Origin of the sequence: Emergencia timonensis (assembly GCF_900086585.1) — a bacterium.
Classification (GTDB): Bacteria; Bacillota; Clostridia; order Peptostreptococcales; family Anaerovoracaceae; genus Senimuribacter; species Senimuribacter timonensis.
The window spans coordinates 25,017-49,191 of record NZ_FLKM01000007.1 but is presented as its reverse complement, the minus strand read 5'-3'; the positions used below and the strand labels follow the sequence as shown (position 1 = coordinate 49,191).

Sequence of the window (24,175 nt, the reverse complement as noted above, 5' to 3'; positions counted from 1 at the left end):
TAATGGAGTCCTAACCCAATTTGCTGGGTCATACTTTTAATGTTGGAGGAAAAGAGAATGAACTATTTTGGCGGTTGTGACGCCGGAAGTACCTATACAAAGAGTGTAATTATAGATGAAACCGGAGCGATCAGAGCTTCGGTAATCAGCAAGAGCCGGATCAATCCGGTGCTCAGCGCCCGTGAGGCTCTGGACGCTGCAGTTTCCCAGGTGGATGATCTTGCGAGTGCGGAGGATCTGACCTACCTTGTGGGAACGGGCTACGGACGTAATAAAGTCCCTTTTGCCGATGAAAACATTTCGGAAATCAGCTGTCACGCCATGGGTGTACATGTGGTCAACCCGGAGGTCAAATCCATCATCGACATCGGCGGGCAGGACGTCAAAGGCATCGCCATCGATACGGACGGAACCGTGCTGAATTTTGCCATGAACGACAAATGTGCTGCGGGAACTGGCAGATTTTTCGAAACCATGGCCAGAGCCTTCGAAATGTCCCTGGACGAGTTTTCGGCACTGTCCCTAAAGGCAAAAAACGTGATTCCCATCACAGCCCAGTGTGCGGTCTTCGCAGAAAGTGAAGTCATCTCCCTGGCCGGGGAAGGCAAACCCATGGAGGAAATCGCAGCGGGAATCCAGGTATCTGTTGCGAAGCGGTGTTTTGTCATGGCGAAAAAAGCGGGCGTCACGGACAGCGTGACTTTGACAGGAGGCTGTGCCAAGAACGGCGGATTGAAACAAGCCATTGAAAAGGTATTGAAGGTCAGGGTCGTGGATCTGGCTGTGGACCCGCAGCTAATGGGCGCTTTGGGAGCAGCCGAGTTTGCGCGGCAGAAAGGAATGGCATTATGATATTAAAAGTAGTATTGATTATCGTCTGCGTGGTCGTTGCATTGTTTTTGCTTAGTCTTTTGGTGTTTTTCTTTAATTTGGACATGAAGATGGCTGCAAAGCTGGGGGATCTGCTGGCGCCTCATTATGACAAAATTAAACGAGACAGGATGGTCTGATTGCCATGCGGTTATATGACAAATTGATTTCGCAGGCGCTGCAGCTGATCGCATCTGCCGAAGGCGGACAGATGGTGCGGGGCGAATGCCGGGGTGAGGCCTGCCGTGACAGCGGAGAATTTGACCTGGTCTTGAAATCGGATATGGCCTATGAGCTGGGCGGCGGGAATCTTCCGGCTGTCAGCGGCCTCTTCTATACTTCTGATCAAAGCTTCGTGCCGCAGGACGAAATCTGGCGGCTGGGTCCGGATCTTTCTGAAATTGAAGGGGATGTGCCCTATGCCAGGCTGACGCTGATCCGTGTGCCAGAGGGGTGTTTTTCTGGTGAGGCGGAAGCCTATTCCGACCTGCGGAAGATGGAGTACACGCGATACCATGTCAACCCGGAGGGGTACATGATGCGGATTTCTGCGGCTAGTGAGCGCGAGCCGGTGCGCATCAGCCGTAAAGCCCTCGAACAGGGACTTTCTTTTGAAAAGGTGGGGCGCTCTTTTCTCAAAGGATATCACACCCATCCAAAGGCAGCGGCAGTGAAGCTGATCTTTGTGACAGCGGCTGATTTTCCATACGAGCAGCTTGCCAATCTGGCGCACCAGGGGGAGCAGATTACAAAATCGATGAATCACATTTTCAACAACCTAGTCATGGATTGTTCGTCCTGTAATCTAAAACCGGTCTGCGACGAGGTGGAAGGACTGCGGGAGCTGCACCAGGCAGCATTGACGAAATAAAAAACATAGAGCGGAGGGAAATTGATCTTATTCAATTTTCACTCCGTTTTTTAGTTGTGTGGACGAATTGTGGTATGAGGCGCACAGGCATTTCTTAAGAATTCTTAAATATGTTGCCTATATATTGACTGAATGAAATTATAGGATAAAATGAAGAGAGAAGGGTTTATTAGGAGAAAAGAAAAACTATGCTAGATATATTACCAAGTTTATTGATGATTGTGGCGCTTTTAGTTAAGGCCGTAATCGCGGCAGCAATTGTCGCAACGCCGATTTTGCTGTACAAGATCTATCAGCTGCTGCGAGGCTGAGTTAAAGTACGGGGGAGGAGAAGTATGGTAATTAAAATTGATAAAAACAGAGCGATTACACGCTCTTTCAAAATTGCATTTGTTTTGATGCTTTGTTCCAGCCTTTTACCGTGGTTCGACCGAGGTGACAATGCACCTTTGTTTTGGGGATATGAGGTTGTGATGGAGCATTACCTGTGGATTCCCTTTGTTATCCTGATTCTGTTCATTTGGACGTTAGGGGACAAGCCGAAACGGTGGTATGCTCTCTTGGGAGAAGCAGCCTTTGCAGGAGTTTTGGGGATCTATATCTATTCCATCCTCTATTTCAAAAGATACCTATGGACTATCTATGAACCTGATGCCGCCATGGATTTGCATTTTGGCCTATCCAGTGCAATGGGAACCTTTTGGCTGTCGGCATTCCTGGCAGTGGCAGCCTTTGCTCTTTTTCAGTGGTATCTTTACGGCAAAGTGAAGTTGGGGAAATAAAATGAAAAAACTTTTAAAAAATCCGCTGCTGCCGTTACTATTGGCAGCATGCATCTGTGTGATTTTTGGGGTGTTTATGTCTGGCGACCCTTTCCCGGCAAAGGAGATATATGGATATAAACCGCTGGTCTGTATCAATGATCGAGTTTATGGCGAGATCGGTATTGTTGCAAAATCTCCGCCTGAGGGGTTTTCGCTGGTAGGGACGGTAAAAGAGAAGGTGTCGAGTTTTGACCCCATGGTGGAGAGAAATTTTGCAGCCAATATGCTAGATGTAGGTACAGAGATTTTTACGAGCGAAGATCACCCTGACGAAATCTATATAAAACTGGAGGAGTCAAAGTACAGTAAATATATACATCATGTCGAGGAGGACTCTGATTAAATGATAGGAAGGAAGACGTGAATGTAGCAGAATTTCGGCTCTAAAATTTGTTTGGTATATAAAGAGCGTAATTGGAAAGGATGCGTGCTTTTAAAAATAGTTGTAATAAACATAGTACAAAAGGAGATAAAAGTGGTAAAGCATATGAAAAAAATAATATGTACGGTATGCATGGTTGCTGCAATATGTTTCTGTTTCGTAGCTTGTTCTTCAGAGCCAAGTGATAATAAGAGTGAGGCAGTATTGAATTCAGTTCAGGATAAGATTATTCTATCTTTTACCGGCGTTGAAGATGATTCTTCAGAAATAAAAAAAGTATCCTATAAAGCAAAAAATATGTCAGATGATTCATTTACACTAGAAGGAATATTAGTTTATGCGTGCGATAAAAATTTGAGTTACATTGAAGCAACTGATGAAAACAAGTCAGAAAAACTCGCGCCTGGAAAAGAAAGCCATAAATTCGAATATGCCTATGATGAAAAAGTGGAATTTGTAAAAGTTGTAGGCTACAAGTATACCCAAAATGGGAGAACCTTCATAGATACTTTTGACAATGTGATGGTAGTTCATAGAGATGGATCCACTTATCTGGGAAATATCCATTACACAGATCAGGATATATTAGACAGAGCTGATGTAAAAAACAACCAACCGACTGCATATATATCGGATGATGAAGTCAGAGGAATCCTGATGTCTGTTGCAAATATTGCCAAGACTAAGGATACGACTATAGAGAAAGCATGCGAAGCAATCGGGATGTCTTATGATGATTATAAAGGATTGCTTTTGCGAGAGTCTAACGCCAAGGTTCCGTTAGATGAAATCAGAGGCACTCTTGTAGCTGTAGAGAGACTCAGGACATATGATGGTTTAACACTATCTGAAGCCTGTAAGACTGCTGGGATCGACTTTGAAGAATATGAAAAAATAGTAAAGAAATTATAAGTGATGCCCATTACGAGAGAGGAACCATACAAACAAAACCCCTAGAACGAAATGTTCTAGGGGTTTCTAAGTTATATCTCCTATTCCACAAACTCTCCGCCTTTGAATACTTTCTTCGGCAGGGCTTTCTGCGCTTCTGGGATGCCTTCCAGGTTCTGCTTCTGGATGGCTCTGATTTTCAGCGGCAGGGAGAACAGGTTGATGAATCCTTCTGCGTCGCTCTGGTCGTAGACTTCGTCCTCGCTGAAGGTAGCGAACTCTTCATTATATAAGGAGTAAGGGGACTGGCTTGCTACAGGCCATGCGGTGCCTTTGTACAGCTTCATCTTCACTTTGCCCGTGACCTGCTTCTGGGTTTCGTCCACGAAAGCGGAAATGGCTTCACGCAGCGGTGTGAACCAGAGGCCGTCATAGACTAGCTGTGCGAACTTCTGGGAGACGATGTTCCGGTACTGCAGGGTGTCTCTGTCCAGAATGAGTTTTTCCAGGTCTTTGTGGGCTGCGAACAAAATAGTGCCGCCCGGCGTCTCGTATACGCCTCTGGACTTCATGCCTACCAGACGGTTTTCGATGATATCGATGGTGCCGATGCCATTTTCGCTGCCCAACTTGTTGAGGGCAGTCAAAAGTTCCACAGGTCCCATTTCTTCGTCGTTGATGGCCACAGGAACGCCCTGTTCAAAGGAGATTTCCACATATGTAGGTTCATTCGGCGCGTCTTCCGGTGTTTTGGAGAGGACGTGGATGTCAGGCTTGTGTTCATTCCAAGGGTTTTCCAGATTGCCGCCTTCGTGGCTGATGTGCCAGATGTTCTCGTCTCTGGAGTAAATCTTCTCGACGGTCTGCGCGATTGGAATGTTGTGCGCCTTTGCATAGTCGATACATTCTTCACGGGATTTCAGATCCCAGATTCTCCAAGGGGCGATGATTTTGATAGCAGGGTTCAGCGCGTGAATGGTGGATTCAAAACGCACCTGGTCGTTTCCTTTGCCGGTGCAGCCGTGACAGATGATAAAGGCGCCTTCCTGCTCGGCGATCTCTACGATCTTCTTGGCCTGCAGGGGTCTCGCCATGGAAGTGCCCAGCAGATAGTCGTTTTCATAAATCGCGTCAGCCTTGAGGGTCGGGTAGACGAAGTCGGTGATGAATTCTTCCTGTATATTCAGGATGTATGCTTTATCTGCGCCAGTTGCATAAGCTTTCTTTTCTATCGCATCAAAGTCTTCCTTCTGACCGGTGTCGCAGCAGACTGCGATGACTTCACAATCGTAATTTTCCTTTAACCAAGCGATGATAATGGATGTGTCCAGGCCGCCTGAGTAGGCCAGGACGATTTTCTCTTTTGCCATTGTTCTTTCCTCCAAAATTATATAAATATTAGAATATATGAATAAAAATTAATCAATGTCTGTAATATACCACAAATTATCCGCAGAATCAAGAGGGGATTTTAATAAAAATAATAAAATATGCAAGAATATAAATTTATACTTGCATATTTATAATTCCTATAGTATACTCTCTCCTTAGAAATATTGATTGGAGGCTTCTTGATGAAAGGAACGATTTATTTGGAAGACGGGAGTATATATAAAGGAAAGGGATTTGGCTTTGAAGGAACCAGAGTCGGCGAACTGGTCTTCAACACGGCGATGACCGGCTATCAGAAAACCCTGACCGACCCGTCCTATAAAGAACAGATTATCACTATGACTTACCCTCTGCTGGGCAATTATGGAATCAACGAGACGGACTACGAGTCGGGGCAGATTCACGCTTTCGGCGTGGTGGCGGCAGACGTTTGTTTCAAACCGTCTAACTGGAAATCGGTGATGAACATCGACCAGTGGCTGGCGGAACAAAAGGTACCCGGCGTCTATGATGTGGATACGAGAGAGATTACCAGGAAGCTTCGAAATACGGGAAATCAAAAATGTGTCATCACCACGGAGGCGCTTTCCCTGGAGACCATCGAAAAGATCTGCCGGGACGCTTTTCTGCGAGGCGATCAGATGAAAGACGCCGGCGTCACTGCAGTGGAGAAGTGGGAGAACCCCGACAACAAATATCATGTAGCCGTCTTGGACTTTGGCGTCAAAAAAAGCATCCTGAACGAGCTGTACCAAAGAGGCTGCAACCTGACCATCTATCCTTACGGCACCAAGGCAAAGACCATTTTGGCATCAAAGCCTGACGGCGTGTTTCTGACCAACGGGCCGGGAGACCCAGAGGCCGCAGAAGAAGCCATCCTCATCGTAGAAAAGCTGATCACCAACAGCAACTACGGACCGGATCAGATGCCTATCTTCGGAATCTGCATGGGACACCAGCTCATCGCCCTTGCCCAGGGAGGTCTTACATACAAGCTGAAATACGGTCACCGCGGCTGTAATCACGGCGTCTTTGATAAGAACAGCGGCAGAAGCTACATCACCAGCCAGAATCACGGCTACGCAGTCAAGGCCGAAAGCATCGTGCTCAAAGGATTGGAAGTGACCCATCTGAACCTCAACGATGGAACCGTAGAGGGTATGGAGCACCTCTCTAAGCCGGTCTTCTCCGTTCAGTTTCACCCCGAGTCCAGCCCCGGACCCAACGATACGGGATATCTGTTCGACAAATTTATCAATCTGATGGAAGGAGGAAGACTGTAATGCCTAGAGATTTTACCCTGAACAAAGTTTTGATCATCGGCTCCGGTCCTATTGTCATCGGACAGGCAGCCGAATTTGACTATGCCGGCACCCAGGCCTGCAAAGCCATATCGGAGGAAGGCATCGAGACGATTTTGATCAACAGCAACCCCGCCACCATCATGACGGATAACGCCATCGCAGGCAAAGTCTACCTGGAGCCGATCACCGAGGATGCGGTAGAGCAGATCTTGGCGAAAGAACGGCCGGAGGGCGTCCTGGCAGGCTTTGGCGGACAGACCGGCCTGAACCTGGCCATGGCCTTAGACGAAAAGGGCGTGTTCGAGAAGTACGGCGCTAAACTGCTGGGCGTCAACAAAGAGAGTATCCACAAAGCCGAAGACAGAGAGGCGTTCAAGGATTTGATGCTGGAAATCGGCGAACCGATCCCGCCCAGCACCATTGCGACCACCATGGAAGAGTGCCAGGCTTTTGTTGAGCAGATCGGCTATCCTGTCATCATCAGACCTGCCTATACCCTTGGCGGCACCGGCGGCGGTATCGCCCATAATCAGGAAGAACTGGAGCACTTCTGCAAGATGGGTATGGAGAAGAGCGCCATCGGGCAGATTTTGCTGGAAAAGTCAGTGGCCGGCTGGAAGGAAGTGGAGTACGAGGTCATCCGCGACGCCAAGGATAACTGCATCATCATCTGCAGCATGGAAAACCTGGACCCGGTGGGCGTTCACACGGGCGACAGTATCGTCGTAGCGCCGACCCAGACCCTGAACGACTGCCAGTATCAGATGCTGCGGGATTCTTCCCTCAAGATCATCAGAAGCCTGGAAATCGAAGGAGGCTGCAATGTGCAGTTTGCTCTGAATCCTGACAAAGACGAATACATCGTCATTGAGGTTAATCCGCGTGTGAGCCGCTCTTCTGCGCTGGCATCGAAGGCGGCAGGTTATCCTATCGCTAAGATCGCGGCAAAGATTTCCATCGGCTACAGCTTGGACGAACTGAAGAACTACGTGACCGAAGGCTCCAGCGCCTGTTTTGAACCGGCCCTGGATTACTGCGTCGTCAAATTCCCGAAGTGGCCTTTTGACAAGTTCCGCACGGCTTCCCGCAAGCTAGGCACCCAGATGAAGGCGACCGGCGAAATCATGGCCATCGACAGAACCTTTGAAAGCGCTTTGCTGAAGGCCATCGCCTCTTTAGAGGTGGAGGGTACGGGCCTCAGAGTGCCTTACGTCACAGGTCTTGACAATGAGAAGCTGATGAACAAGCTGATGGCGCAGGATGACGAGCGGATCTTCTGCATCGCGGAGGCGTTCAGAAGGGGCCTTGCCGATGTGGAAGAAATCTTCGAGAGGACGAAGATCGACCGCTGGTTCCTCCATAAGATCTATGGCATCATCGAGATGGAAAAAATTCTGCAGACCGAGGAGATCACCGCGGATTTGATTCGCGAGGCAGAATACCGCGGCTTTACGGACGACGAGATCCTGGACCTGACGGGCATGGCAAGAGACGTGCTGCAGGATATCAGACTCTATCACGATATCTATCCGGTATATAAAGTGGTAGATACCTGTGCAGGAGAGTTTGAAGCGCTGACCCCATATTACTATTCCAGCTACGGTGGTGAGAATGAGAGCGTCAAAACCCCTCACGATAAGATTCTCGTGGTCGGCTCCGGTCCGATTCGGATCGGCCAGGGCATCGAGTTTGACTACTGCTGCGTCCAGGGCGTGTGGGCGCTGAAAGACCTGGGCTACGAGTCCATCATCATCAATAACAATCCGGAGACGGTCAGCACCGACTTTGACACCTCCGACAAGCTGTACTTTGAACCGCTCCACACCGACGACGTGATGAACGTCATCAAGCAGGAGCGGCCGGAAGGTGTCATCCTCCAGTTCGGCGGACAGACGTCTCTCAATCTGGCGTCAAAGCTGGCAGCCAGAAGCATCAAAATCCTGGGCACCCAGAACAAATACATCGACCTGGCGGAAGACAGGGAAAAATTCTCTGACCTCCTGGATATTCTGGATATCGCTACGCCAAAGGGCTGCGCAGTCAGAACCAGAGAGGAAGCCTTCGAAGCCGTGGAGCGTCTGGGATATCCGCTGGTCGTGCGCCCGTCCTTTGTCATCGGCGGCAGGGCCATGCAGGTGGTCTACTCCGACGAAGAACTGCTGAAATACCTCAAGGAAGCGGTAAAACTCTCCCATGAGCACCCAGTTCTGATTGACAAATACGTGGAGGGCAAGGAAATTGAAGTAGATGCCATCGCCGACGGCGACGACGTGCTGATTCCGGGCATCATGGAACATGTCGAGCGCACCGGCGTTCACTCCGGCGACAGCTGCACCGTCTATCCGACTTACAGCTTGCCACAGGAAGTCATCGACAAGTTGATTGAAAACACCAAGAAGATTGTCAAGGCGCTGCACATCGTGGGTCTGGTAAACATCCAGTACGCCTGGGACGGAGAGACGATCTATGTCATCGAGGTCAACCCTCGTGCTTCCCGGACAGTACCGATTCTCAGCAAAGTGACTAAGGTGCCGATGGTCAAAATTGCCGTGGCGGCGATGACTGGAAAAAAGCTGGCCGACATGGAGTGGGGCACAGGGCTTTACAAAAAGCAGGATTACTATGCGGTGAAAATTCCGGTCTTCTCCGATGCCAAGCTGACGGACGTGGATGTGGCCGTGGGACCGGAGATGAAATCTACCGGCGAGGTCCTGGGCATCGACCAGGATCTGGATAAGGCGATTTACAAGGGATTCCTCGGTGCAGGAACGAAAATCCCTGCAGAAGGCGGCGTCTTTGTCTCCCTGAAGGACCACGATAAGACGGCGGAGAGCGCGGAGGTTTTGAAGACCTATGCCAATCTCGGATTCAAGCTCTACGCGTCAGAGGGGACGGCGGTCTTCCTAGGAGAGCACGGCGTGCCGGCGCAGGAAATCGACTACGCCGATGTAAAACCTCTGATCGGCGAGGAAATCCAGATCGTCATCAATACGCCGAAGACCATCAACAAAGTGGGGGCGGACACCTTTCCGATCAGAAGGGCTGCCATCGAACGGGGACTTGCGGTACATACCTGCATGGACACCGCAAGAATCTTCGCTATCGCAATCAGATTGAAGCAGAAAGGCACCGAGCTTTCGTATAACGTGCTGTAGAACTAGACACGATTTCACAGGTCTGTCGGCATATAGGGGAGAGGGGTATATACAGAACGTTTTTTACGATGCGGTTAGGTTTTTTGATGCCGTTCCGTAAGTTTTGCGTAACTCGATAGCAGGATTCAAGGTTATTTTGTTGGAAAACGGTCTTGCTGCTTGCGAAATGTATAAAAGTGTTGTAGGAGGTTACTTTTCATAGTTTAAATCTCTGCTTTTAGCCTTGAGGTTCCAGCGAAAAGTAACAGAAATCGTAGATACCCCCTAGCAACCTGCATTAGATGAGTATTCAGTTACGCGAGCATGGCTGGAAACACTCAAAAAGCATAACGTTATTGTAATGGTGCGCCAGCGTTTCATAAATATATTTTAGTAATTGACTTCCCCATAGAATGAGAGTAGAATGTAAGTCAGAGATAACCAAGATATCTTGCACAAAATTTGTGCCACAGAAAAACCAGGTCGCCGTGAACGACCTGGTTTTTCTTTTGGCTGACTGCTGGCTATTTATCTCTGTTCAGCCATTGAAATATGTAACTGGCTGTTACACTTCCTGCAACAGAGACGGCGAGTGCCACCAAGATATCTTGCATTTATACCACCTCCTTCCCGCAAATTAGCTGAAGGTTCAGCAGTAATTATATAATACCATACATTTATTGTAAAATATAGAATTAAATAGAAAATATTGGAATCCTTTAACCTTGTCCGTCCTTTTTCCCTGTGCTATACTAAACTTGCCAAGAATGAAAGAGGAGGCGCTATATGAACAGTGATATCAATTTCAGTCACGGGCCTATTGTAATCATGGAAAGCTGCAATTCGCAGCCCTACCACATGCATAAAAATGCACAGGAGCTGATCTGGCTTCTGGAGGGAGAAGCAGGGGTTACGTTCAACAACAAAGAGTATTTTCTCAATGGGGAGGACGACCTGATGCTGATCGTCGATGCCGATTTTCACAAGGTGCGGAAGATCAGCGAGCAGTTGCGTTATCTGTCCTTTTATATCGACCTGCCTTACTTTCAGAGATATATCAAAGATATTCTTAACGTGGGACTTTATGTGAATCCGGGGTACAGGACGCAGGAACAGATCCCCCACTTGAAAAAAATGCGGGTGCTCCTGGCGCAGATGGTGAGGGAGTATCAAGGCGATGGGGAGTCGCAGCAGGTCATCGAGATTGCTACCCAGTTGCTCCTTTTGATTCGAAACCACTTTAACTTTCTCGGCACGACTTACATCGACTATAAAGATCAGCATACTTTCGACCGGCTCTTTGGCGTATACGATTTTGTGTATCAACATTATGCAGAGCGGGTGACTTTGGCTGACCTTGCAGACCATATCCACGTCAGCCAGACCTACCTTTCCCGCACCATCAAGCAGCTGACTGGCATGAGCTTTACGGAAATTTTGAATTACGTCCGCTGCGAAGAGGCTCTCCGCCTTTTGCTGGAAACAGATAAGAGCATTACGACCATCGCCTATGACAGCGGCTTCTCAGATCCGAAATACTTTCACAAGTATTTTGAAAAGTTCTTTTACGCCAATCCAGCGGATTTTCGCAAAAATCACAAGACCCAGAAGGAGATTGACGCGCTGGCAGACAGTCGTCAAAGAGAAATCACCTATGATGATGCCCTGAGAGAACGGTTAGGACAATACTGGAAAGATGGCGGCTTCTATCAGAGCAAAGCGACGCATCTTTCATTTGCAGCAGAAGAGGGCAGTCGGTCAGGCAGTAAACCGCAGGACGGTCTCACTGTCCTGATGACAAAGGACGAGCTGCATAAGCTGGCGAATCCCGGGCAGCTGATGCAGGCGCTGGAGCGGGATTTTGCAAATATCAGAATTGAAATTGCGGATTCTGATTTACAAAAGCTTTCCTTTGGAGATGCAAAGATGTGGCCGGCAGAACTGATGCAGGCATTGAAGGACAGGCGTGTCCCACTTCAGTCCTCTCCAGGGGGATGGAACGGACTTTATGCCATGGGCCGCATCAAAACGCCGCTCTATTACATGATTCAGGCTGCAGACTGCGCAAAAGGATGCTGGGAATACGGCAACAATTGGGCAGCCTGCCGGAACAGGGAAGGGGACGGCGCGATGCTTCTGCTGGCTTGGAATGGCTCTTTGGAACAGGGTGTTGAATTTCAAATCGACTTCGACAATAAAGAAGGGGAATATCTCGTCTTGGAATATGAGTTTTCTAATTCTGTTCTGGACGTTCTTTCACAGTTCCCGGCGGAGTCCACGAAAGCTATGACGCATATTTTGTGCCCGGCTCTAAGCGCTGCGATGCTGAGGCGGGACGAAGAAGGACTTCCGTTCAAAATTGGACCGGGAAAAGCAGGAATCTTATCCATCACGAAAAAATGACAGGGAAGGCTGAACAGCCTTCTCTTAGACTTTTTTGCCTTCCGTCTCCGATTATTTTGCTTTTTGCAGCTTAAAAATTTCACAGAATCTTTAGATAACATAATTTTGTCCGAAAAGATACAAAAAATAAGCACAGAAAAAAGGGGAAAAAGTCAATAAAATATAGTTATGTACATGAGAAGACAGCAGCTGCAAGTTAAAAAGGCTATGGAGGCGACAAATGACAGAAAAATGTTTTACCAGAATGGGACAGATCGGCATTGCGGTCAGAGATATCAACCGGGCCGGGGCGGTATGTAAGAAGTACGGCATGGGTCCCATGCGTTCCTTTATTTCCACAGAGAAGTCCGTGCAGAACGGCGAACTCTATGGGAAAAAAGTGGACAGCATCCGGTTCGGCACGTTGATGTATGAAATCGACGGTGTGACCTTTGAACTGCTGCAGCCCCTTGAAAACACCGTCTGGAGCGAATTTATCGAGAACCAGGGAGAAGGCGTCTGCGACATCATGTTTACCCCGACCAAACGGTATTATGAGGTTCTCAAGGAGAGGGGCATAGAGGAAATCATGAAATTTTCGCTATATAACCACAAATTCTCCGAGGACGATATTTTTACACAGGTGATGAGGATGCACGATACCAGAAAAGATTTGGGCTTCAACATTTTCACCTGGGATCAGACAGAAGAGACGAAGAAAAGAGTCTATCCGAGAGATCACATGGCAACAGGCGCTTACGTGCAACTGGAGGACGGGACGGAATCCCATCTGCAGAAGCCGATGTACCTGCGCATGGAAAAAATTCTCGTCGTAGTGGAGAATCTGACAGAAACGATGGAGGCTTACGAGGCCTATGGCTTCGGCCCGTTTACAGAAATAGAAGAGAGGGAAGGGCTTTATCGAAAAGCCTGCTTTACCCAGAACACCGACGGCAGTGACGTGGTCTTTGAGATCATCCAGCCGCTGGACGCTGAAAGCGGCTACAGCAGATTTCTCAGAAAATACGGCCGCGGCGTTTACAATATTCTTTTCGAGCAGAACCCTGAATACAACAACGTGATTCAGACGATGACACAGGAGGTGTAATATGGATACTATGACAAAGATCGGCGATGCCATTGTCGCCATGTCCAACTGGCTCTGGGGGCCGCCCCTATTGATTCTTTTGGGATGCGGGGGATTGTTCCTGACCATACGGTTCGGATTCCTGCAGTTCAGATATATCGGATATATTTTTTCACAGACCTTTGGCAAGATGTTTAAGAAAACAGAAGACGGTATCTCGCCATTCCAGGCCTGTACCGCTTCTCTGGCGGCTTGCGTGGGCGCTTCCAACATCGCCGGCGTTCCTGTCGCCATCGCCTTTGGCGGTCCCGGCGCTCTGGTCTGGATGTGGATCCTCGCCTTTATGGGCTGCGCCACCAAATTCTGTGAGATTGCCCTGGGCATCAAATACAGAGAAAAAAACGAGGTCGGCGAATGGGTCGGCGGCCCGATGTACTATATGAAGAAGGGCATCAAAAACAAGAAACTGGGCGCTGCCCTGGCATTCATCTTTGCCTTGGTCATGATGTTTGAGAACGTTCCGTCTGCAGCGGCACAGATGGTCTCTGCCATTCAGAATGCGACTTCCATCGGCCTTCCTGCCATGGGCACCGGTATCGCCATTATCGTTGTTGTCGCACTGGTCGCACTTGGCGGCATCAAGAGAATCACTGCGGTTACTGATAAGATGGTGCCGATCATGGTCATCGCTTACGTGGTGGGCGGCTTGATTGTCCTGTGTGCAAACGTGACGGCGCTTCCTCATGCTTTGGCGGTCATCGTAAAGAGCGCTTTTACGCCGATGGCGCCGGTAGGCGGTTTTGCCGGTTCCACCATCGCCGCAGCTATTCAGTGGGGTGCTGCCCGCGGTGCCTACTCCAATGAGGCAGGCGACGGCGCTGCACCGTTTATCCACTCGGCCGCTACCGTCGATCATCCTGTCAGACAGGGATTCTTCGGCGTCTTTGAGGTATTCGTGGACACCATGATCGTCTGCACCTTTACCGGTTTGATCTGTGTCGTCAGCGGCGCGTGGATGAAGATCGACGGAAGCAATGCGGCAACCATGCCTGGTATTGCGTTCTCTTCCGTATTCGGCTCTGCCGGACCGATTTTCCTGACGGTGCTGATTCTGATCTTCGTGATCTCTACCTTGATCGTTTTGGTACAGGTGGGCACCAAGTCGGCAGAATACTGTTTCGGCTACAAATTCGGACAGATCTTCCGTTACGTTTACTTTGTGGGCATGTTCCTCGGCATCATCGGCGGACTGGAATTTGTATACCGCTTCCTGGACTTCTTCTTCGCTCTATTGATCATCAGCAACATGATCGGCGTCTTTATGCTTCACGGCGATGTGGTGCAGCTGATCAAAGAGTTCTTCAACACGCCGGGGAAATATTATCTGAAGGACATCGCTGAGAAAAAAGGAGGAAAATAAGATGGAACAGTCTTTTGAAAGAGTAGGGGGCTTCGTCATTTTGACGCCGGATATGGAAAAATCCCTGGAAACCTTTAAATCTTATGGCATTATCGGCCCGTGGAGAGAGTTTTATACGGATGCAGAAAATGTACAGCAGGTGGTGAAAGCCGGAAAAGCGGCAGAGGGAATCGAGGCCCGCATCTGCATGTGCGACTACGGGGAAATCACTATTGAGCTCTTTGAGCCGAGGGATCCGGAATCGTCGTTTTATCAGGACTTACAGGCCATCGGCAGGCCTTTTATCCACCATGTGATCATGCGGACCAAGCCACATTTTTACGAGGTGGCAGAAGAAAAGGGCGTAGAAGAGCATATGTCCGCCTATTTCCCGCGCATTGACGAAAGAGGCCGCTGGTTTGCCACAAGCGATGATCTGGGCTTTGATGTCTACGCCTGGGATCCCCACGTGGATGGGCCGAGAAAAAAGTATCCCGACGATTACATCGTCACGGGCGCGTATGACACCGACAAATAGAGAAGGCGGGGCAAAAATGGCAAAGACAGTATTGTACAATGGAAAAATATATGTGGAGAGGGGCCGCTATGCCCAGGCGCTTCTCCAGGAGGACGGTTTCATCCGCATGGTGGGCAGCGATGAAGAAGTCCTGGCATCGGCGGCAGGTGCGGAGAAGATCGACTGCCGGGGGAAGACGGTAGTTCCCGGCTTCAACGACAGCCACATGCACCTGTTCTATATGGGCAGAGCCATGTTCTTTCCCGATCTGACAAAGGCGAGGCGCGCCGAAGATCTGACGGAACTGTGCAGGACATACCTGGAGAAAAATCCTCATAGCAAGGGGTTCACTGCGGCGGGCTGGAATGAAGAAACCTGGGAACCGAGACATAGGAGAAAGCCGAATCGGGCAGATCTGGACCAGGTATCTGTGGAGATTCCCATCGTCCTGACGAGGGTTTGCGCCCACGCCTGCTGTGTCAACAGCTATGTCCTGAAAAAGCTGGGCATTGACAGAGCGCACACGGGTTTTGAGGGTGCCGGCGTCGAAGTGGACGAAAACGGCGAGCCTACAGGTATTTTGACGGAAAAGGCCTTTCACGCGGCGCTGGATCTGGTGCCGAACCTGACCAGGGAAGAACTGAAACAGGCGCTGGCAGGAGCCATGGAATATGCTGTGTCCAGGGGGCTCACGACGGTGCAGTCCAACGACATCGGCTATGTGATCAAAGATCAGGAGGCCTGCTGCGCCCTCATGAAAGAGGTCTACGATGAGGGGAGGGGCCTGCTGCGCTATACGGGGCAGATGTTTTATGACGATGCAGAAAGCCTCAGAGCCTACTGTGAAAGTCCGCAATTTGGCGAAAGCTACGCGGACGACTGGTTTCGGCGAGGACCGCTCAAGTTGCTGAAGGACGGCTCCCTCGGGGCCAGAACAGCCCTGCTGGGTTTTGACTATGCTGACGATCCGGGCAATCGCGGAGTGGAGGTCAATTCGGATGCGTATATGCAGGAGATGATCCACTGTGCACATGATCACGGGATGCAGGTGGTGGTTCACGCCATCGGTGACGAAGCGATCAGGCGGGTTGCCGCTATGTACGATGAGGCAAACGGCAGCAGCGGAGAAAATCCGCTGCGCCACAGTCTGATTCACTGCCAGATCACCGACGAGGCTCTGCTCTCGCACATCAAAGCCTCCGGCCTGCTGGTTGCCTATCAGCCAATTTTCCTGCAGAGCGACATGCACGTGGTGCCGACCCGCTGCGGCGATGAAATCATGAAGACCTCTTATGCTTTTGGAACAGCTGCAGAGACAGGAATCCATGCCTCTTACGGAACGGACAGCCCTGTGGAAGATCTGGATCCCTTTGCCTGCATCTACTGCGCAGTGACTCGCAAAGATTTGAAAGGACAGCCTGCAGGCGGTTTTTATCCTGCAGAGTGCGTAGACGTAGAGACTGCGATTGACGCATACACGATGGAAAGCGCCTATCACGAATTCCGCGAAGACGTCAAAGGCAGACTCAAAGCGGGATACTATGCAGACCTGGTCGTGCTGGACAGGGATATCTTTACCTGCGAGCCCGAAGCGATTTTGGGGACAAACCCTGTGCTGACCATGGTCGGCGGAAAAGTCGTGTATCGAGCAGATTGACTGTCAAAATACATGATTAGCGTTTCATAAATTTATTTTAGTAATTGACTTCCCCATAGAAGTGAGATAATATATAGACATAGCTAATAAAAATCTAGCAAAGAATTAGCATCACCAAAAAACCAGGTCGCCGTGTACGACCTGGTTTTTCTTTTGGCTGACTGCTGGCTATCTTTCTCTGTCCAGCCAACGAACTATGTAACTGGCTGCTACACCGCCTATGACAGAGACTACTAGCGTCAAAATAAAATCTAGCAATTAGCACCACCTCCTTCCCGCAAACTAGCTGAAGGTTCAGCAGTAATTACATGATAACATACATTTTATAACATTTAAAGAATTTATTTACAATCGTACTGCCGTGGAATTCTTTTCCTACTTGTGGTATCATCATAGTTAGAAGGAGAGAGAATCATGGTAAAAATCAAGAAAACGATATACATCGCTATTTTCGTATCCCTGGCGTCGCAGATCCGATTCAACTTCATCACTGATGGATTCATCATCGCCATGTCGGTCGCAGTGATGGCTATATTCATCTACTGCTACGAGGACCTGTCTCCCAGGTATGTGGCGTTCTGCTCAGCCATTTTCTCGCCGCTGATCAGACTGCTTTTCATGGTGCTGGAGGGTGGACAGCCTGGCCTGACAGCCATACTGGTCATCCCGGACATGGCATTTTTTTTCACCTACGGGATTCTTTATCCTTTGATTTATAAATATATCATCAGGGCGCCAAAGGATATCCGCAACTTCCCCTACGTCATATTTGTCTGCGACATTTTGTCCAACATCGCGGAGCTCAGTACCAGGAGCCTGATCCAGGGACATCTGGTCATGGCGGCTCACACGGTGATTGCCCTCGTCATCGTCGCCTTCTGCAGGACGGTGCTGATCCAGGTGATTTTGCTGGCGTTGGAGACCTATTCCAATCTGCTGATCAAAGAAGAGCATGACAAGGAATACCGGAAGTTGATCGTGCAGGCGTCTATCTTTGAGAGCGAACTCCACGTCATGGAGAAGAACGCGGCCGAGATCGAGGATATCATGCGCCAGGCGTTTTCCCTCTACAAATCCATGGAGGCGATCAATGCGCCCCGGGAACTGAAGGAGTGTTCGCTGGATATCTCCAAAAACGCCCACGAGATCAAAGGCGATTACCTGAACATCATCAACGTACTCAAAGATACCTTCCTCGACGATATCGACGAGGGGCGTCTCGCCATGAAGGACATCATTTCCATAGAGAAAGCCAATTTGCAGAGCACCATCAAGAACCGGGGCTACAATGTAGAACTGACGACAAAAGTCAGGGCGAACTTTCATGTGCGGCAGTATTTCAAGATGATGTCTGTCATCCGAAACCTTGCGCTCAATTCGGCGGAAGCCATCGGCTCAAGCGGTGGGAAGGTCACCCTGTCCCTGCGGGAAAACGGAGATGACTATGTCCTGGAGGTGAGAGATAACGGGCCGGGCATCGACGCGGACGAACTGGAGACGGTATTTTTTGACGGTTATTCCACCAAGTTCAATGCAGAGACAGGAGATGTGCAGCGGGGGCTGGGGCTGACCCTGGTCAAGGATTACGTGGAAAACATCTTCTGCGGGACCATCGAGGTGCAGAGCGAAAAGGGCAAATACACCGACTTTGTGATCACCATGCCAAAGACTGTTTTTGAGGAGGAATCAGATGAAGTATTACATAGTTGACGATGAGATCGGCACGGTAAAGACCCTGGAGAATATCGTAGAAAGCCGCGACCTGGGTGAGGTCATTGGCTACGCCACAGATCCTGAGAAAGCTATCGGAGAGATTTTGGCGCTGCAGCCGGATATTATCCTGGTCGATCTTTTGATGAGCAAAATGGACGGTATCGCGCTGGTGGGACAGATCAAAAAAGTCCGCCCCAAGGCCAGCTTCGTCATGATCTCCCAGGTGGCAGACAAAGACATGATCGAACAGGCCTATAACGCCGGAGTAGAATTTTTTATCAATAAGCCTGTCAACATCATCGAGGTGGAGAAGGTGCTGGGCAACGTGTCGGAGAAGATCAAAATGAACAGCCTGGTGGCGGGCATCAGGGGCATGTTCGCCGAAACAGAGGAACTCTCGCGCCAGCCTGCGCGAAGGGAGGACGTCCTGCGCGAAATCAACGTCTTTCTAGGACTTCTGGGCATGCTGGGCGAGAAGGGGACTTCGGATATCCTCAGTGTCTGCCAGTATTTGATCGAACATGACGAGGAGTACAGCAAAGAGGTGCTGACCCGTGTCGCGGCGGAGAAACTGGAGACGTCCAAAAACCTGGAACAGCGGATGCGCCGCGCCATCAAAAAAGGGCTGACCAATGTTGCCAATCTGGGGATTGACGATTACAGCAACGAGGTGTTCCAGGTTTACGCCAACTACGTCTTTGACTTCAAGAACATCAAAGACGAGATGGACTTCATCAAAGGCAGCAGCAGCGGAGGCGGCAGGGTCAATATTTCCAAGTTCATCGAGGGGCTTCTGCTCTACCGAAAGTCCCTTTTATAACGAAATAGTAACCGAAAAGTAACTACGGAGGAATATTCAGAATATTTCTCCGTTTCTTTTTGAATCTTTTTGAGTTTTTTTGAAAAGCTTTGTTAATCTAATAACAAGATAGTTTTACTCGATATGTTATTATTTTGGATTTTAATTATGAAAGGAGAACTAAATGGGAGCATTTTTAGACGACCTCACAACGCAGATGTATAATATCATCTGGGCGTTGCCACTGACCATCCTTGCGCTGGGAACCGGACTTTATTTTTCACTTCGCATGAAATTCCCTCAAATCAGACTTTTCAAAGACATGGTACATTATCTGCTGGGCAGAGACAGAAAAAGAGAGGACAGAACAAGTAAAGAGGGCATGTCCTCTTTCCAGGCTTTTGCCCTTGCCCTTGGCGGCCGTGTCGGTGTCGGCAACATCGCCGGCGTAGCGACAGCCATCTGTTTTGGAGGCCCAGGCGCTGTTTTCTGGATGTGGGTTATCGCCTTTATCGGCGCAGGAACAGCATTCTCTGAATCAGCCCTGGCACAGGTCTACAAGACGAGAATTGACGGAGAGTACAAAGGCGGACCGGCCTATTACATAGAACGAGGAATGGGCGGAAACAAAGTTGCCAAGGTTTTTGCCGTCGTATTTGCTTTGGCGGCCATTTTGGCAAACGGTATCACAGGGCCGACCATCCAGGCCTTCAACTTTGCCGATGCAGCACACAACGCATTTAACTTGAATCCATGGATTGGCGGCGCTCTGATGGCAGCCTGTGTGGCAGTAGTAGCTTTTGGCGGCGCCAAGAGGCTGGGCAGAGTATCTGAACTGGTTGTGCCAGTCATGGCTATCATCTATATCGTATTAGCGTTAGTCATCCTAGGCATTAATTTCAAACAGATTCCTTCCATGTTCGGACTGATTTTCAGCAGTGCCTTCAAGATGAATTCTGTTTACGGAGCAATCTGGGGCAGCACTGTGATGTGGGGTGTTAAGCGAGGTATTTATTCCAATGAGGCCGGTTATGGATCAGGCGCTCACGCGGCGGCATCAGCGGAGGTTTCTCACCCGGCAAAACAGGGACTGGCGCAGTCCTTCTCTGTATATGTAGATACTCTTTTCGTCTGCACGGCGACAGCAATTATGATTTTATCAACAGGCATGTATAACGTCATAAACGAGAAGACAGAAACCGTTATTACGGAAGGCGTTCCGGGTATGGCAGCAGGTGTCGGATTCACACAGAAAGCCATTGACTCCGTATTTCCGGGCGTTGGATCTGTTTTCATCGCCATTGCAGTATTCTTCTTCGCCTTTACGACCTTGCTGTCCTTCGTACTGTACACAGATGTGAACATCTCTTACATATTGAAGAACAAAGGCGAAGGCATCAGAAAGGTGATGACCAATGTATTCAGGTCTGTCATTGTCGTCATTGTACTGATTGGGGCGACCCGCTCTTCTGACGCTGCCTGGAATACTGCCGATATCGGAATCGGCATCATGTGCTGGATCAATTTTACCGCACTGATTATTCTTTCAACAAAGGCGGTGAAACTGCTGAAGGACTACGAGAGACAGAAACACCTGGGGTTAGATCCTGTATTTGAGCCAGCAGACTGCGGCATCAAAAATGCGGACCTTTGGACTGATATTGTAAAAGAGAAATATGCCGATCTGCTCGCGAAAAAACACGATGTAGAAGGCAAAAGAAAAAAAGAAGCTTAGAAATCTTAATATATAGTGACAAAAAAGCGGGCGTGTTTTCCAGGAAACGCCCGCTTTTGCTCTATGGGATTAGCAATAGTTTTTCGAAAAACTGCAGACCGGACAGCAGAACTTCTTCATCAAAGTCAAAGTTGTCTGTGTGAAGAGCCGTGTCGACACCTAAGCCCAGAAAAAAGAAAAATACAGGGCAGTGGCGGGCATAATAGGAAAAATCTTCACTGGTCATGGAAGGCTCCGCAAGAAGCTGTATCTGATCCGGGCAGCGACTCACGACCAGGTCAAAGAGTTCCGGCGTATTGCAGAGAGGAGGATGGCCTTGTGAAAGGTTTATCTCAAAAGTGCAGCCCGTTGATCTTTCAATGTGTCCAGCGATTTCTTCCATGCGCCTTTGAATATGATCATAGGTTTCCTGCTCAAAGACCCGCAGGCTGCCTTTGAGGAACGCCTCGGCGCTAATGGCGTTGCATACCGTGCCGCTGTGCAAAATACCAAACTTGAGCAGCCTGTAAACACCTGCGGGGATTTCTTCCCGCTCCATTTTGTAGGCAGCTGTGAGGAAGGCAGCGGCTGCGTAGAGGGCGTCGCTGCCCTGGCGGGCCTTGGCGATATGGGCGGATCGGCCTTTGACCGCAACCTCCACCTCGCTGCTTCTCGCCATCATCGCCCCGCGGCGCGCCCCGACGGTTCCTGCGGGCAATTCCGGCCATAGGTGGCAGCCAAAGATGCGGACCACATGGCAGGCTGTGAGGATGCCGCTTTCCACGATGGACTCCGCTCCGCCTTCTGTCTCCTCGGCGGGCTGAAAAATCAGCATGACGTTGCGGGACAGTGCTTCTCTGTGAGATTCTATGCGCTCTGCCAGGGCCAGGATCATGGACATGTGGCCATCGTGGCCGCAGGCGTGCATTTTGCCGGTATGGCGGGAGGCATAAGGCTTTGACGTGCGTTCCGCGATGGGCAGGCCGTCCATATCCGCCCGGAAGGCGATCGTCTCTTTCTTTCCAAAATCAAACCAGGCGCAGATTGCGGAAGGGGACGGCGTCAGGATCCGGCAGTCGTATTTGGAGAGGGCGTCTCTGATATAGCGGGTAGTTTCCGGCAGGTCGAAATCCAGCTCGGGAATTTGGTGCAGGTCGCGCCTGTATTGTCTCAGCAAGTCAAGCATGGTGGTGCTCCTTTCAGATATTTGTAGAAAATTATAAACTATCACAAACAAAAAAACAAATATTTGTTTATGTCAAACAAAAAAGTGGTTGACAGGGGGAGAAACTCATGTTAACCTAGTTTTCAAGATAGAGGTCGCGGGAACGACGCCTCTGTGGGAGCCGACGGGCGACGATCACAGAGAGCAGCAATCTCGCCGAACTCTGCAGGCAGGTATGTCTCGCAGGGTGGGGTTATGGAGAATATCCATGACACTGTCTGCAAGGTGTTTATCAATCACAGCCCTTGCAGGAGTGCTGTCGGAAAATTTGATTGTCTGTACGCTGTTTTAGAGCGCTCTTTATGTGTACAGAAATGATCGAGTGATCCATAGCAGGCCTTCGGGTCTGCTTTTTCTTTTGCCGGCGAATCTTGCACTCCCTATCTAATCACAGAAAAGGTAGGAAAGAAAGATGAATCTAAATCATTTGAGAGGGTCCCTTGTCGCTCTCGTCACACCCTTTGATCAGGAGGGAAACCCGGATTTTGAACGTCTGGGTTATCTGATCGACTGGCATCTTGCTGCCGGAACAGATGGTATTGTAATTCTTGGAACTACAGGAGAGAGTTCTACTATGACACAAGAAGAGGACGATGCAGTCTGCAAGTTTACCGTGGAGCGTGTTTCGGGCAGGATTCCGGTCATCGCAGGCAGCGGCTCCAACTGTACGCAGTCTATGCTGGAGCGGAGCCTGAAATTTCAGGAGCTTGGCGCAAACGGCCTGCTCCTCATCGCGCCTTACTATAACAAGGCTAACGAAGAGGGCATGGTCCGCCATTTCCTGGCCATCGCCGACCAGGTGGAAATCCCGTGTATCCTGTACAACGTGCCGGGCAGGACGGGCTGCAGCATCCCAGTCAGTGTTGTAAAGCGCCTCGCTGCACACCCGCGCATCGCAGGCATCAAAGAGGCCTCCGGGGATATGGGTTATGCCATGGAGATCGCGGCGCTTTTATCGGAGGACTTTGTCATGTACAGCGGAAATGACGACATCACAGTGCCTCTGCTTTCCATTGGAGCGACAGGTGTCATCTCCGTGCTGGCCAATATACTGCCGGCGGAAACCCATCGCATGGTCTGGGATTATCTAAACGGTGATACGGAAGGGGCCGCGGAGATGCAGCTCAGATACCTGGAGCTGATACACTGCCTCTTTTCTGAGGTCAACCCGATTCCTGTAAAAACAGCTCTCGCATTAATGGGAAAATGTGAATCTCATATGCGTCTGCCTCTATATGATATGAGTGAATCTGCCAGAAAAACACTAGCGATTTCGATGAGAAAGGCGCAACTGTTATGAAAATTCTCTTAATTGGTCATGGACAGATGGGAACCATGGTAGGGGAACTTGCGCTGGCCCAGGGATTGGAGGTAGCAGCAGTGTTTTCCACCGATAATATAGAAAACCTAAAAAAACTCAATCAGCCAGTGGATGTTTTGATCGACTTTTCTTCGCCACAGGCACTGCCCGCCATCGCAGCTTACGTTGAAAGAATGGCTGTGCCGCTGGTCTCTGGTACGACGGGCTTCGATGAGGACGCGCAGAGACAGCTTCGTGCCCTGGCCGCCTATGCACCGGTGCTCTACAGTACGAACTTTTCTACTGGAATTGTCATAATAAGACGGATTTTAAGGCAGTTTTCTGCATATCTATTAGATAGCGGCTATGAAGCAGAACTGATAGAAGCACACCACAATCAGAAAAAAGACGTCCCCAGCGGCACCACCCAGACCCTGCTATCGGAAATTGATCCAAACGGGCGGTTTACCAGGGTGATTGGCAGGGGTGAGCAGGGTGCCAGAGGAAGGCAGGAAATCGGTGTCCATTCTCTGCGGGGAGGAACAGAGGCCGGCCGTCACGAGGTGATTTTTTTTGGACAGGACGAACAAATCCAAATCGCCCATTGTGCAGCCAGTCGGGAGATCTTTGCCAGGGGCGCTCTCTTGGGAGCGGAAAAATTGGTTAGACAGGTCAAAGGCTTTTACACCTTTGACCAACTCATATGAAGGAGGA

At 49.6% G+C, this 24,175-nt stretch carries 21 protein-coding genes; 19 read left to right on the top strand and 2 right to left on the bottom strand.

Going from position 1 to position 24,175, the window contains the following annotated elements:
• The first annotated feature begins 57 nt into the window (after positions 1 to 57).
• The 7 genes from BN6539_RS00525 (at position 58) to BN6539_RS00505 (ending at position 3,859) form a co-directional block, all read left to right on the top strand.
• Entirely contained in the window at positions 58 to 852 is a 795-nt protein-coding gene (locus tag BN6539_RS00525) for an acyl-CoA dehydratase activase (protein ID WP_067532359.1), read from the top strand.
• Positions 849 to 1,010: a hypothetical protein gene (locus tag BN6539_RS22200; protein ID WP_156524163.1), complete on the top strand. Its 162-nt coding sequence runs from the start codon at positions 849 to 851 to the stop codon at positions 1,008 to 1,010. The genes BN6539_RS00525 and BN6539_RS22200 overlap by 4 nt, the downstream gene beginning before the upstream one ends.
• 5 nt (positions 1,011 to 1,015) lie before the next feature.
• On the top strand, positions 1,016 to 1,741 hold the full coding sequence (locus BN6539_RS00520; protein WP_067532355.1) for a hypothetical protein: 726 nt from the start codon (positions 1,016 to 1,018) through the stop codon (positions 1,739 to 1,741).
• Between the two features lie 188 nt (positions 1,742 to 1,929).
• A complete protein-coding gene (locus BN6539_RS23070) occupies positions 1,930 to 2,052 on the top strand; it encodes a hypothetical protein (RefSeq protein ID WP_276326610.1) in 123 nt (40 codons plus the stop codon).
• A 24-nt stretch (positions 2,053 to 2,076) separates the two neighbouring features.
• Positions 2,077 to 2,523: a hypothetical protein gene (locus BN6539_RS00515; protein ID WP_067532352.1), complete on the top strand. Its 447-nt coding sequence runs from the start codon at positions 2,077 to 2,079 to the stop codon at positions 2,521 to 2,523.
• Between the two features lies 1 nt (position 2,524).
• Positions 2,525 to 2,908 carry a hypothetical protein gene (locus tag BN6539_RS00510; RefSeq protein WP_067532349.1) on the top strand — a complete coding sequence of 128 codons (384 nt, stop codon included), beginning with the start codon at positions 2,525 to 2,527 and terminating at the stop codon, positions 2,906 to 2,908.
• A gap of 51 nt (positions 2,909 to 2,959) precedes the next feature.
• Entirely contained in the window at positions 2,960 to 3,859 is a 900-nt protein-coding gene (locus BN6539_RS00505) for a hypothetical protein (protein WP_207645066.1), read from the top strand.
• A gap of 80 nt (positions 3,860 to 3,939) precedes the next feature.
• Here the strand turns inward: BN6539_RS00505 and BN6539_RS00500 are convergent, their stop codons facing one another.
• Positions 3,940 to 5,208 (bottom strand): argininosuccinate synthase, encoded by a 1,269-nt coding sequence (locus tag BN6539_RS00500; RefSeq protein WP_067532345.1) that lies wholly within the window; start codon positions 5,206 to 5,208, stop codon positions 3,940 to 3,942.
• A gap of 204 nt (positions 5,209 to 5,412) precedes the next feature.
• Between BN6539_RS00500 and carA the strand changes: the two genes are divergently transcribed.
• The 10 genes from carA (at position 5,413) to BN6539_RS00450 (ending at position 20,957) form a co-directional block, all read left to right on the top strand.
• Positions 5,413 to 6,513: a glutamine-hydrolyzing carbamoyl-phosphate synthase small subunit gene (gene carA, locus BN6539_RS00495; protein ID WP_067532342.1), complete on the top strand. Its 1,101-nt coding sequence runs from the start codon at positions 5,413 to 5,415 to the stop codon at positions 6,511 to 6,513.
• Positions 6,513 to 9,689, top strand: a complete 3,177-nt coding sequence (carB, locus tag BN6539_RS00490; RefSeq protein WP_067532339.1) for a carbamoyl-phosphate synthase (glutamine-hydrolyzing) large subunit — start codon at positions 6,513 to 6,515, stop codon at positions 9,687 to 9,689. Before carA ends, carB begins: the two co-directional genes overlap by 1 nt.
• Before the next feature lie 765 nt (positions 9,690 to 10,454).
• A complete protein-coding gene (locus tag BN6539_RS00485; protein ID WP_067532334.1) occupies positions 10,455 to 12,071 on the top strand; it encodes an AraC family transcriptional regulator in 1,617 nt (538 codons plus the stop codon).
• Positions 12,072 to 12,291: 220 nt separating this feature from the next.
• Positions 12,292 to 13,158, top strand: coding sequence for a VOC family protein (locus BN6539_RS00480; RefSeq protein ID WP_067532332.1), 867 nt, complete (start codon positions 12,292 to 12,294; stop codon positions 13,156 to 13,158).
• 1 nt (position 13,159) lies between these two features.
• Positions 13,160 to 14,557, top strand: a complete 1,398-nt coding sequence (locus tag BN6539_RS00475) for an alanine/glycine:cation symporter family protein (protein ID WP_330385042.1) — start codon at positions 13,160 to 13,162, stop codon at positions 14,555 to 14,557.
• Position 14,558: 1 nt separating this feature from the next.
• Positions 14,559 to 15,074 carry a VOC family protein gene (locus BN6539_RS00470; protein ID WP_067532330.1) on the top strand — a complete coding sequence of 172 codons (516 nt, stop codon included), beginning with the start codon at positions 14,559 to 14,561 and terminating at the stop codon, positions 15,072 to 15,074.
• Between the two features lie 16 nt (positions 15,075 to 15,090).
• The gene (locus tag BN6539_RS00465) at positions 15,091 to 16,710 is read left to right on the top strand and encodes an amidohydrolase (protein WP_067532324.1); all 1,620 of its coding nucleotides are present in this window, start codon (positions 15,091 to 15,093) and stop codon (positions 16,708 to 16,710) included.
• Between the two features lie 414 nt (positions 16,711 to 17,124).
• Positions 17,125 to 18,420 (top strand): ATP-binding protein, encoded by a 1,296-nt coding sequence (locus BN6539_RS00460; protein WP_067532322.1) that lies wholly within the window; start codon positions 17,125 to 17,127, stop codon positions 18,418 to 18,420.
• Complete coding sequence (locus tag BN6539_RS00455; RefSeq protein ID WP_067532320.1) at positions 18,401 to 19,243, top strand: response regulator; 843 nt, start codon at positions 18,401 to 18,403, stop codon at positions 19,241 to 19,243. The genes BN6539_RS00460 and BN6539_RS00455 overlap by 20 nt, the downstream gene beginning before the upstream one ends.
• A 163-nt stretch (positions 19,244 to 19,406) precedes the next feature.
• Positions 19,407 to 20,957 carry an alanine/glycine:cation symporter family protein gene (locus tag BN6539_RS00450; RefSeq protein WP_067532318.1) on the top strand — a complete coding sequence of 517 codons (1,551 nt, stop codon included), beginning with the start codon at positions 19,407 to 19,409 and terminating at the stop codon, positions 20,955 to 20,957.
• A gap of 61 nt (positions 20,958 to 21,018) precedes the next feature.
• Here BN6539_RS00450 and BN6539_RS00445 read toward each other — a convergent pair whose 3' ends face one another.
• On the bottom strand, positions 21,019 to 22,122 hold the full coding sequence (locus BN6539_RS00445) for an amidohydrolase (RefSeq protein ID WP_067532317.1): 1,104 nt from the start codon (positions 22,120 to 22,122) through the stop codon (positions 21,019 to 21,021).
• A gap of 451 nt (positions 22,123 to 22,573) precedes the next feature.
• On the opposite strand from BN6539_RS00445, the gene dapA reads away from it, so the two are divergent.
• Together dapA and dapB are read left to right on the top strand one after the other, a co-directional pair.
• Positions 22,574 to 23,461: a 4-hydroxy-tetrahydrodipicolinate synthase gene (gene dapA / locus BN6539_RS00440; RefSeq protein WP_067532314.1), complete on the top strand. Its 888-nt coding sequence runs from the start codon at positions 22,574 to 22,576 to the stop codon at positions 23,459 to 23,461.
• Positions 23,458 to 24,168, top strand: coding sequence for a 4-hydroxy-tetrahydrodipicolinate reductase (gene dapB, locus BN6539_RS00435; protein WP_067532312.1), 711 nt, complete (start codon positions 23,458 to 23,460; stop codon positions 24,166 to 24,168). The genes dapA and dapB overlap by 4 nt, the downstream gene beginning before the upstream one ends.
• Positions 24,169 to 24,175 lie beyond the last annotated feature (7 nt).

Bases quoted from the DNA above. Each gene is read 5' to 3' on its own strand.
- BN6539_RS00525 (WP_067532359.1), top strand. From the start codon at position 58: ATGAACTATTTTGGCGGTTGTGACGCCGGAAGTACCTATACAAAGAGT.
- BN6539_RS22200 (WP_156524163.1), top strand. From the start codon at position 849: ATGATATTAAAAGTAGTATTGATTATCGTCTGCGTGGTCGTTGCATTG.
- BN6539_RS00520 (WP_067532355.1), top strand. From the start codon at position 1,016: ATGCGGTTATATGACAAATTGATTTCGCAGGCGCTGCAGCTGATCGCA.
- BN6539_RS23070 (WP_276326610.1), top strand. From the start codon at position 1,930: ATGCTAGATATATTACCAAGTTTATTGATGATTGTGGCGCTTTTAGTT.
- BN6539_RS00515 (WP_067532352.1), top strand. From the start codon at position 2,077: ATGGTAATTAAAATTGATAAAAACAGAGCGATTACACGCTCTTTCAAA.
- BN6539_RS00510 (WP_067532349.1), top strand. From the start codon at position 2,525: ATGAAAAAACTTTTAAAAAATCCGCTGCTGCCGTTACTATTGGCAGCA.
- BN6539_RS00500 (WP_067532345.1), bottom strand. From the start codon at position 5,208: ATGGCAAAAGAGAAAATCGTCCTGGCCTACTCAGGCGGCCTGGACACA.
- carA (WP_067532342.1), top strand. From the start codon at position 5,413: ATGAAAGGAACGATTTATTTGGAAGACGGGAGTATATATAAAGGAAAG.
- carB (WP_067532339.1), top strand. From the start codon at position 6,513: ATGCCTAGAGATTTTACCCTGAACAAAGTTTTGATCATCGGCTCCGGT.
- BN6539_RS00485 (WP_067532334.1), top strand. From the start codon at position 10,455: ATGAACAGTGATATCAATTTCAGTCACGGGCCTATTGTAATCATGGAA.
- BN6539_RS00480 (WP_067532332.1), top strand. From the start codon at position 12,292: ATGACAGAAAAATGTTTTACCAGAATGGGACAGATCGGCATTGCGGTC.
- BN6539_RS00475 (WP_330385042.1), top strand. From the start codon at position 13,160: ATGGATACTATGACAAAGATCGGCGATGCCATTGTCGCCATGTCCAAC.
- BN6539_RS00470 (WP_067532330.1), top strand. From the start codon at position 14,559: ATGGAACAGTCTTTTGAAAGAGTAGGGGGCTTCGTCATTTTGACGCCG.
- BN6539_RS00465 (WP_067532324.1), top strand. From the start codon at position 15,091: ATGGCAAAGACAGTATTGTACAATGGAAAAATATATGTGGAGAGGGGC.
- BN6539_RS00460 (WP_067532322.1), top strand. From the start codon at position 17,125: ATGGTAAAAATCAAGAAAACGATATACATCGCTATTTTCGTATCCCTG.
- BN6539_RS00455 (WP_067532320.1), top strand. From the start codon at position 18,401: ATGAAGTATTACATAGTTGACGATGAGATCGGCACGGTAAAGACCCTG.
- BN6539_RS00450 (WP_067532318.1), top strand. From the start codon at position 19,407: ATGGGAGCATTTTTAGACGACCTCACAACGCAGATGTATAATATCATC.
- BN6539_RS00445 (WP_067532317.1), bottom strand. From the start codon at position 22,122: ATGCTTGACTTGCTGAGACAATACAGGCGCGACCTGCACCAAATTCCC.
- dapA (WP_067532314.1), top strand. From the start codon at position 22,574: ATGAATCTAAATCATTTGAGAGGGTCCCTTGTCGCTCTCGTCACACCC.
- dapB (WP_067532312.1), top strand. From the start codon at position 23,458: ATGAAAATTCTCTTAATTGGTCATGGACAGATGGGAACCATGGTAGGG.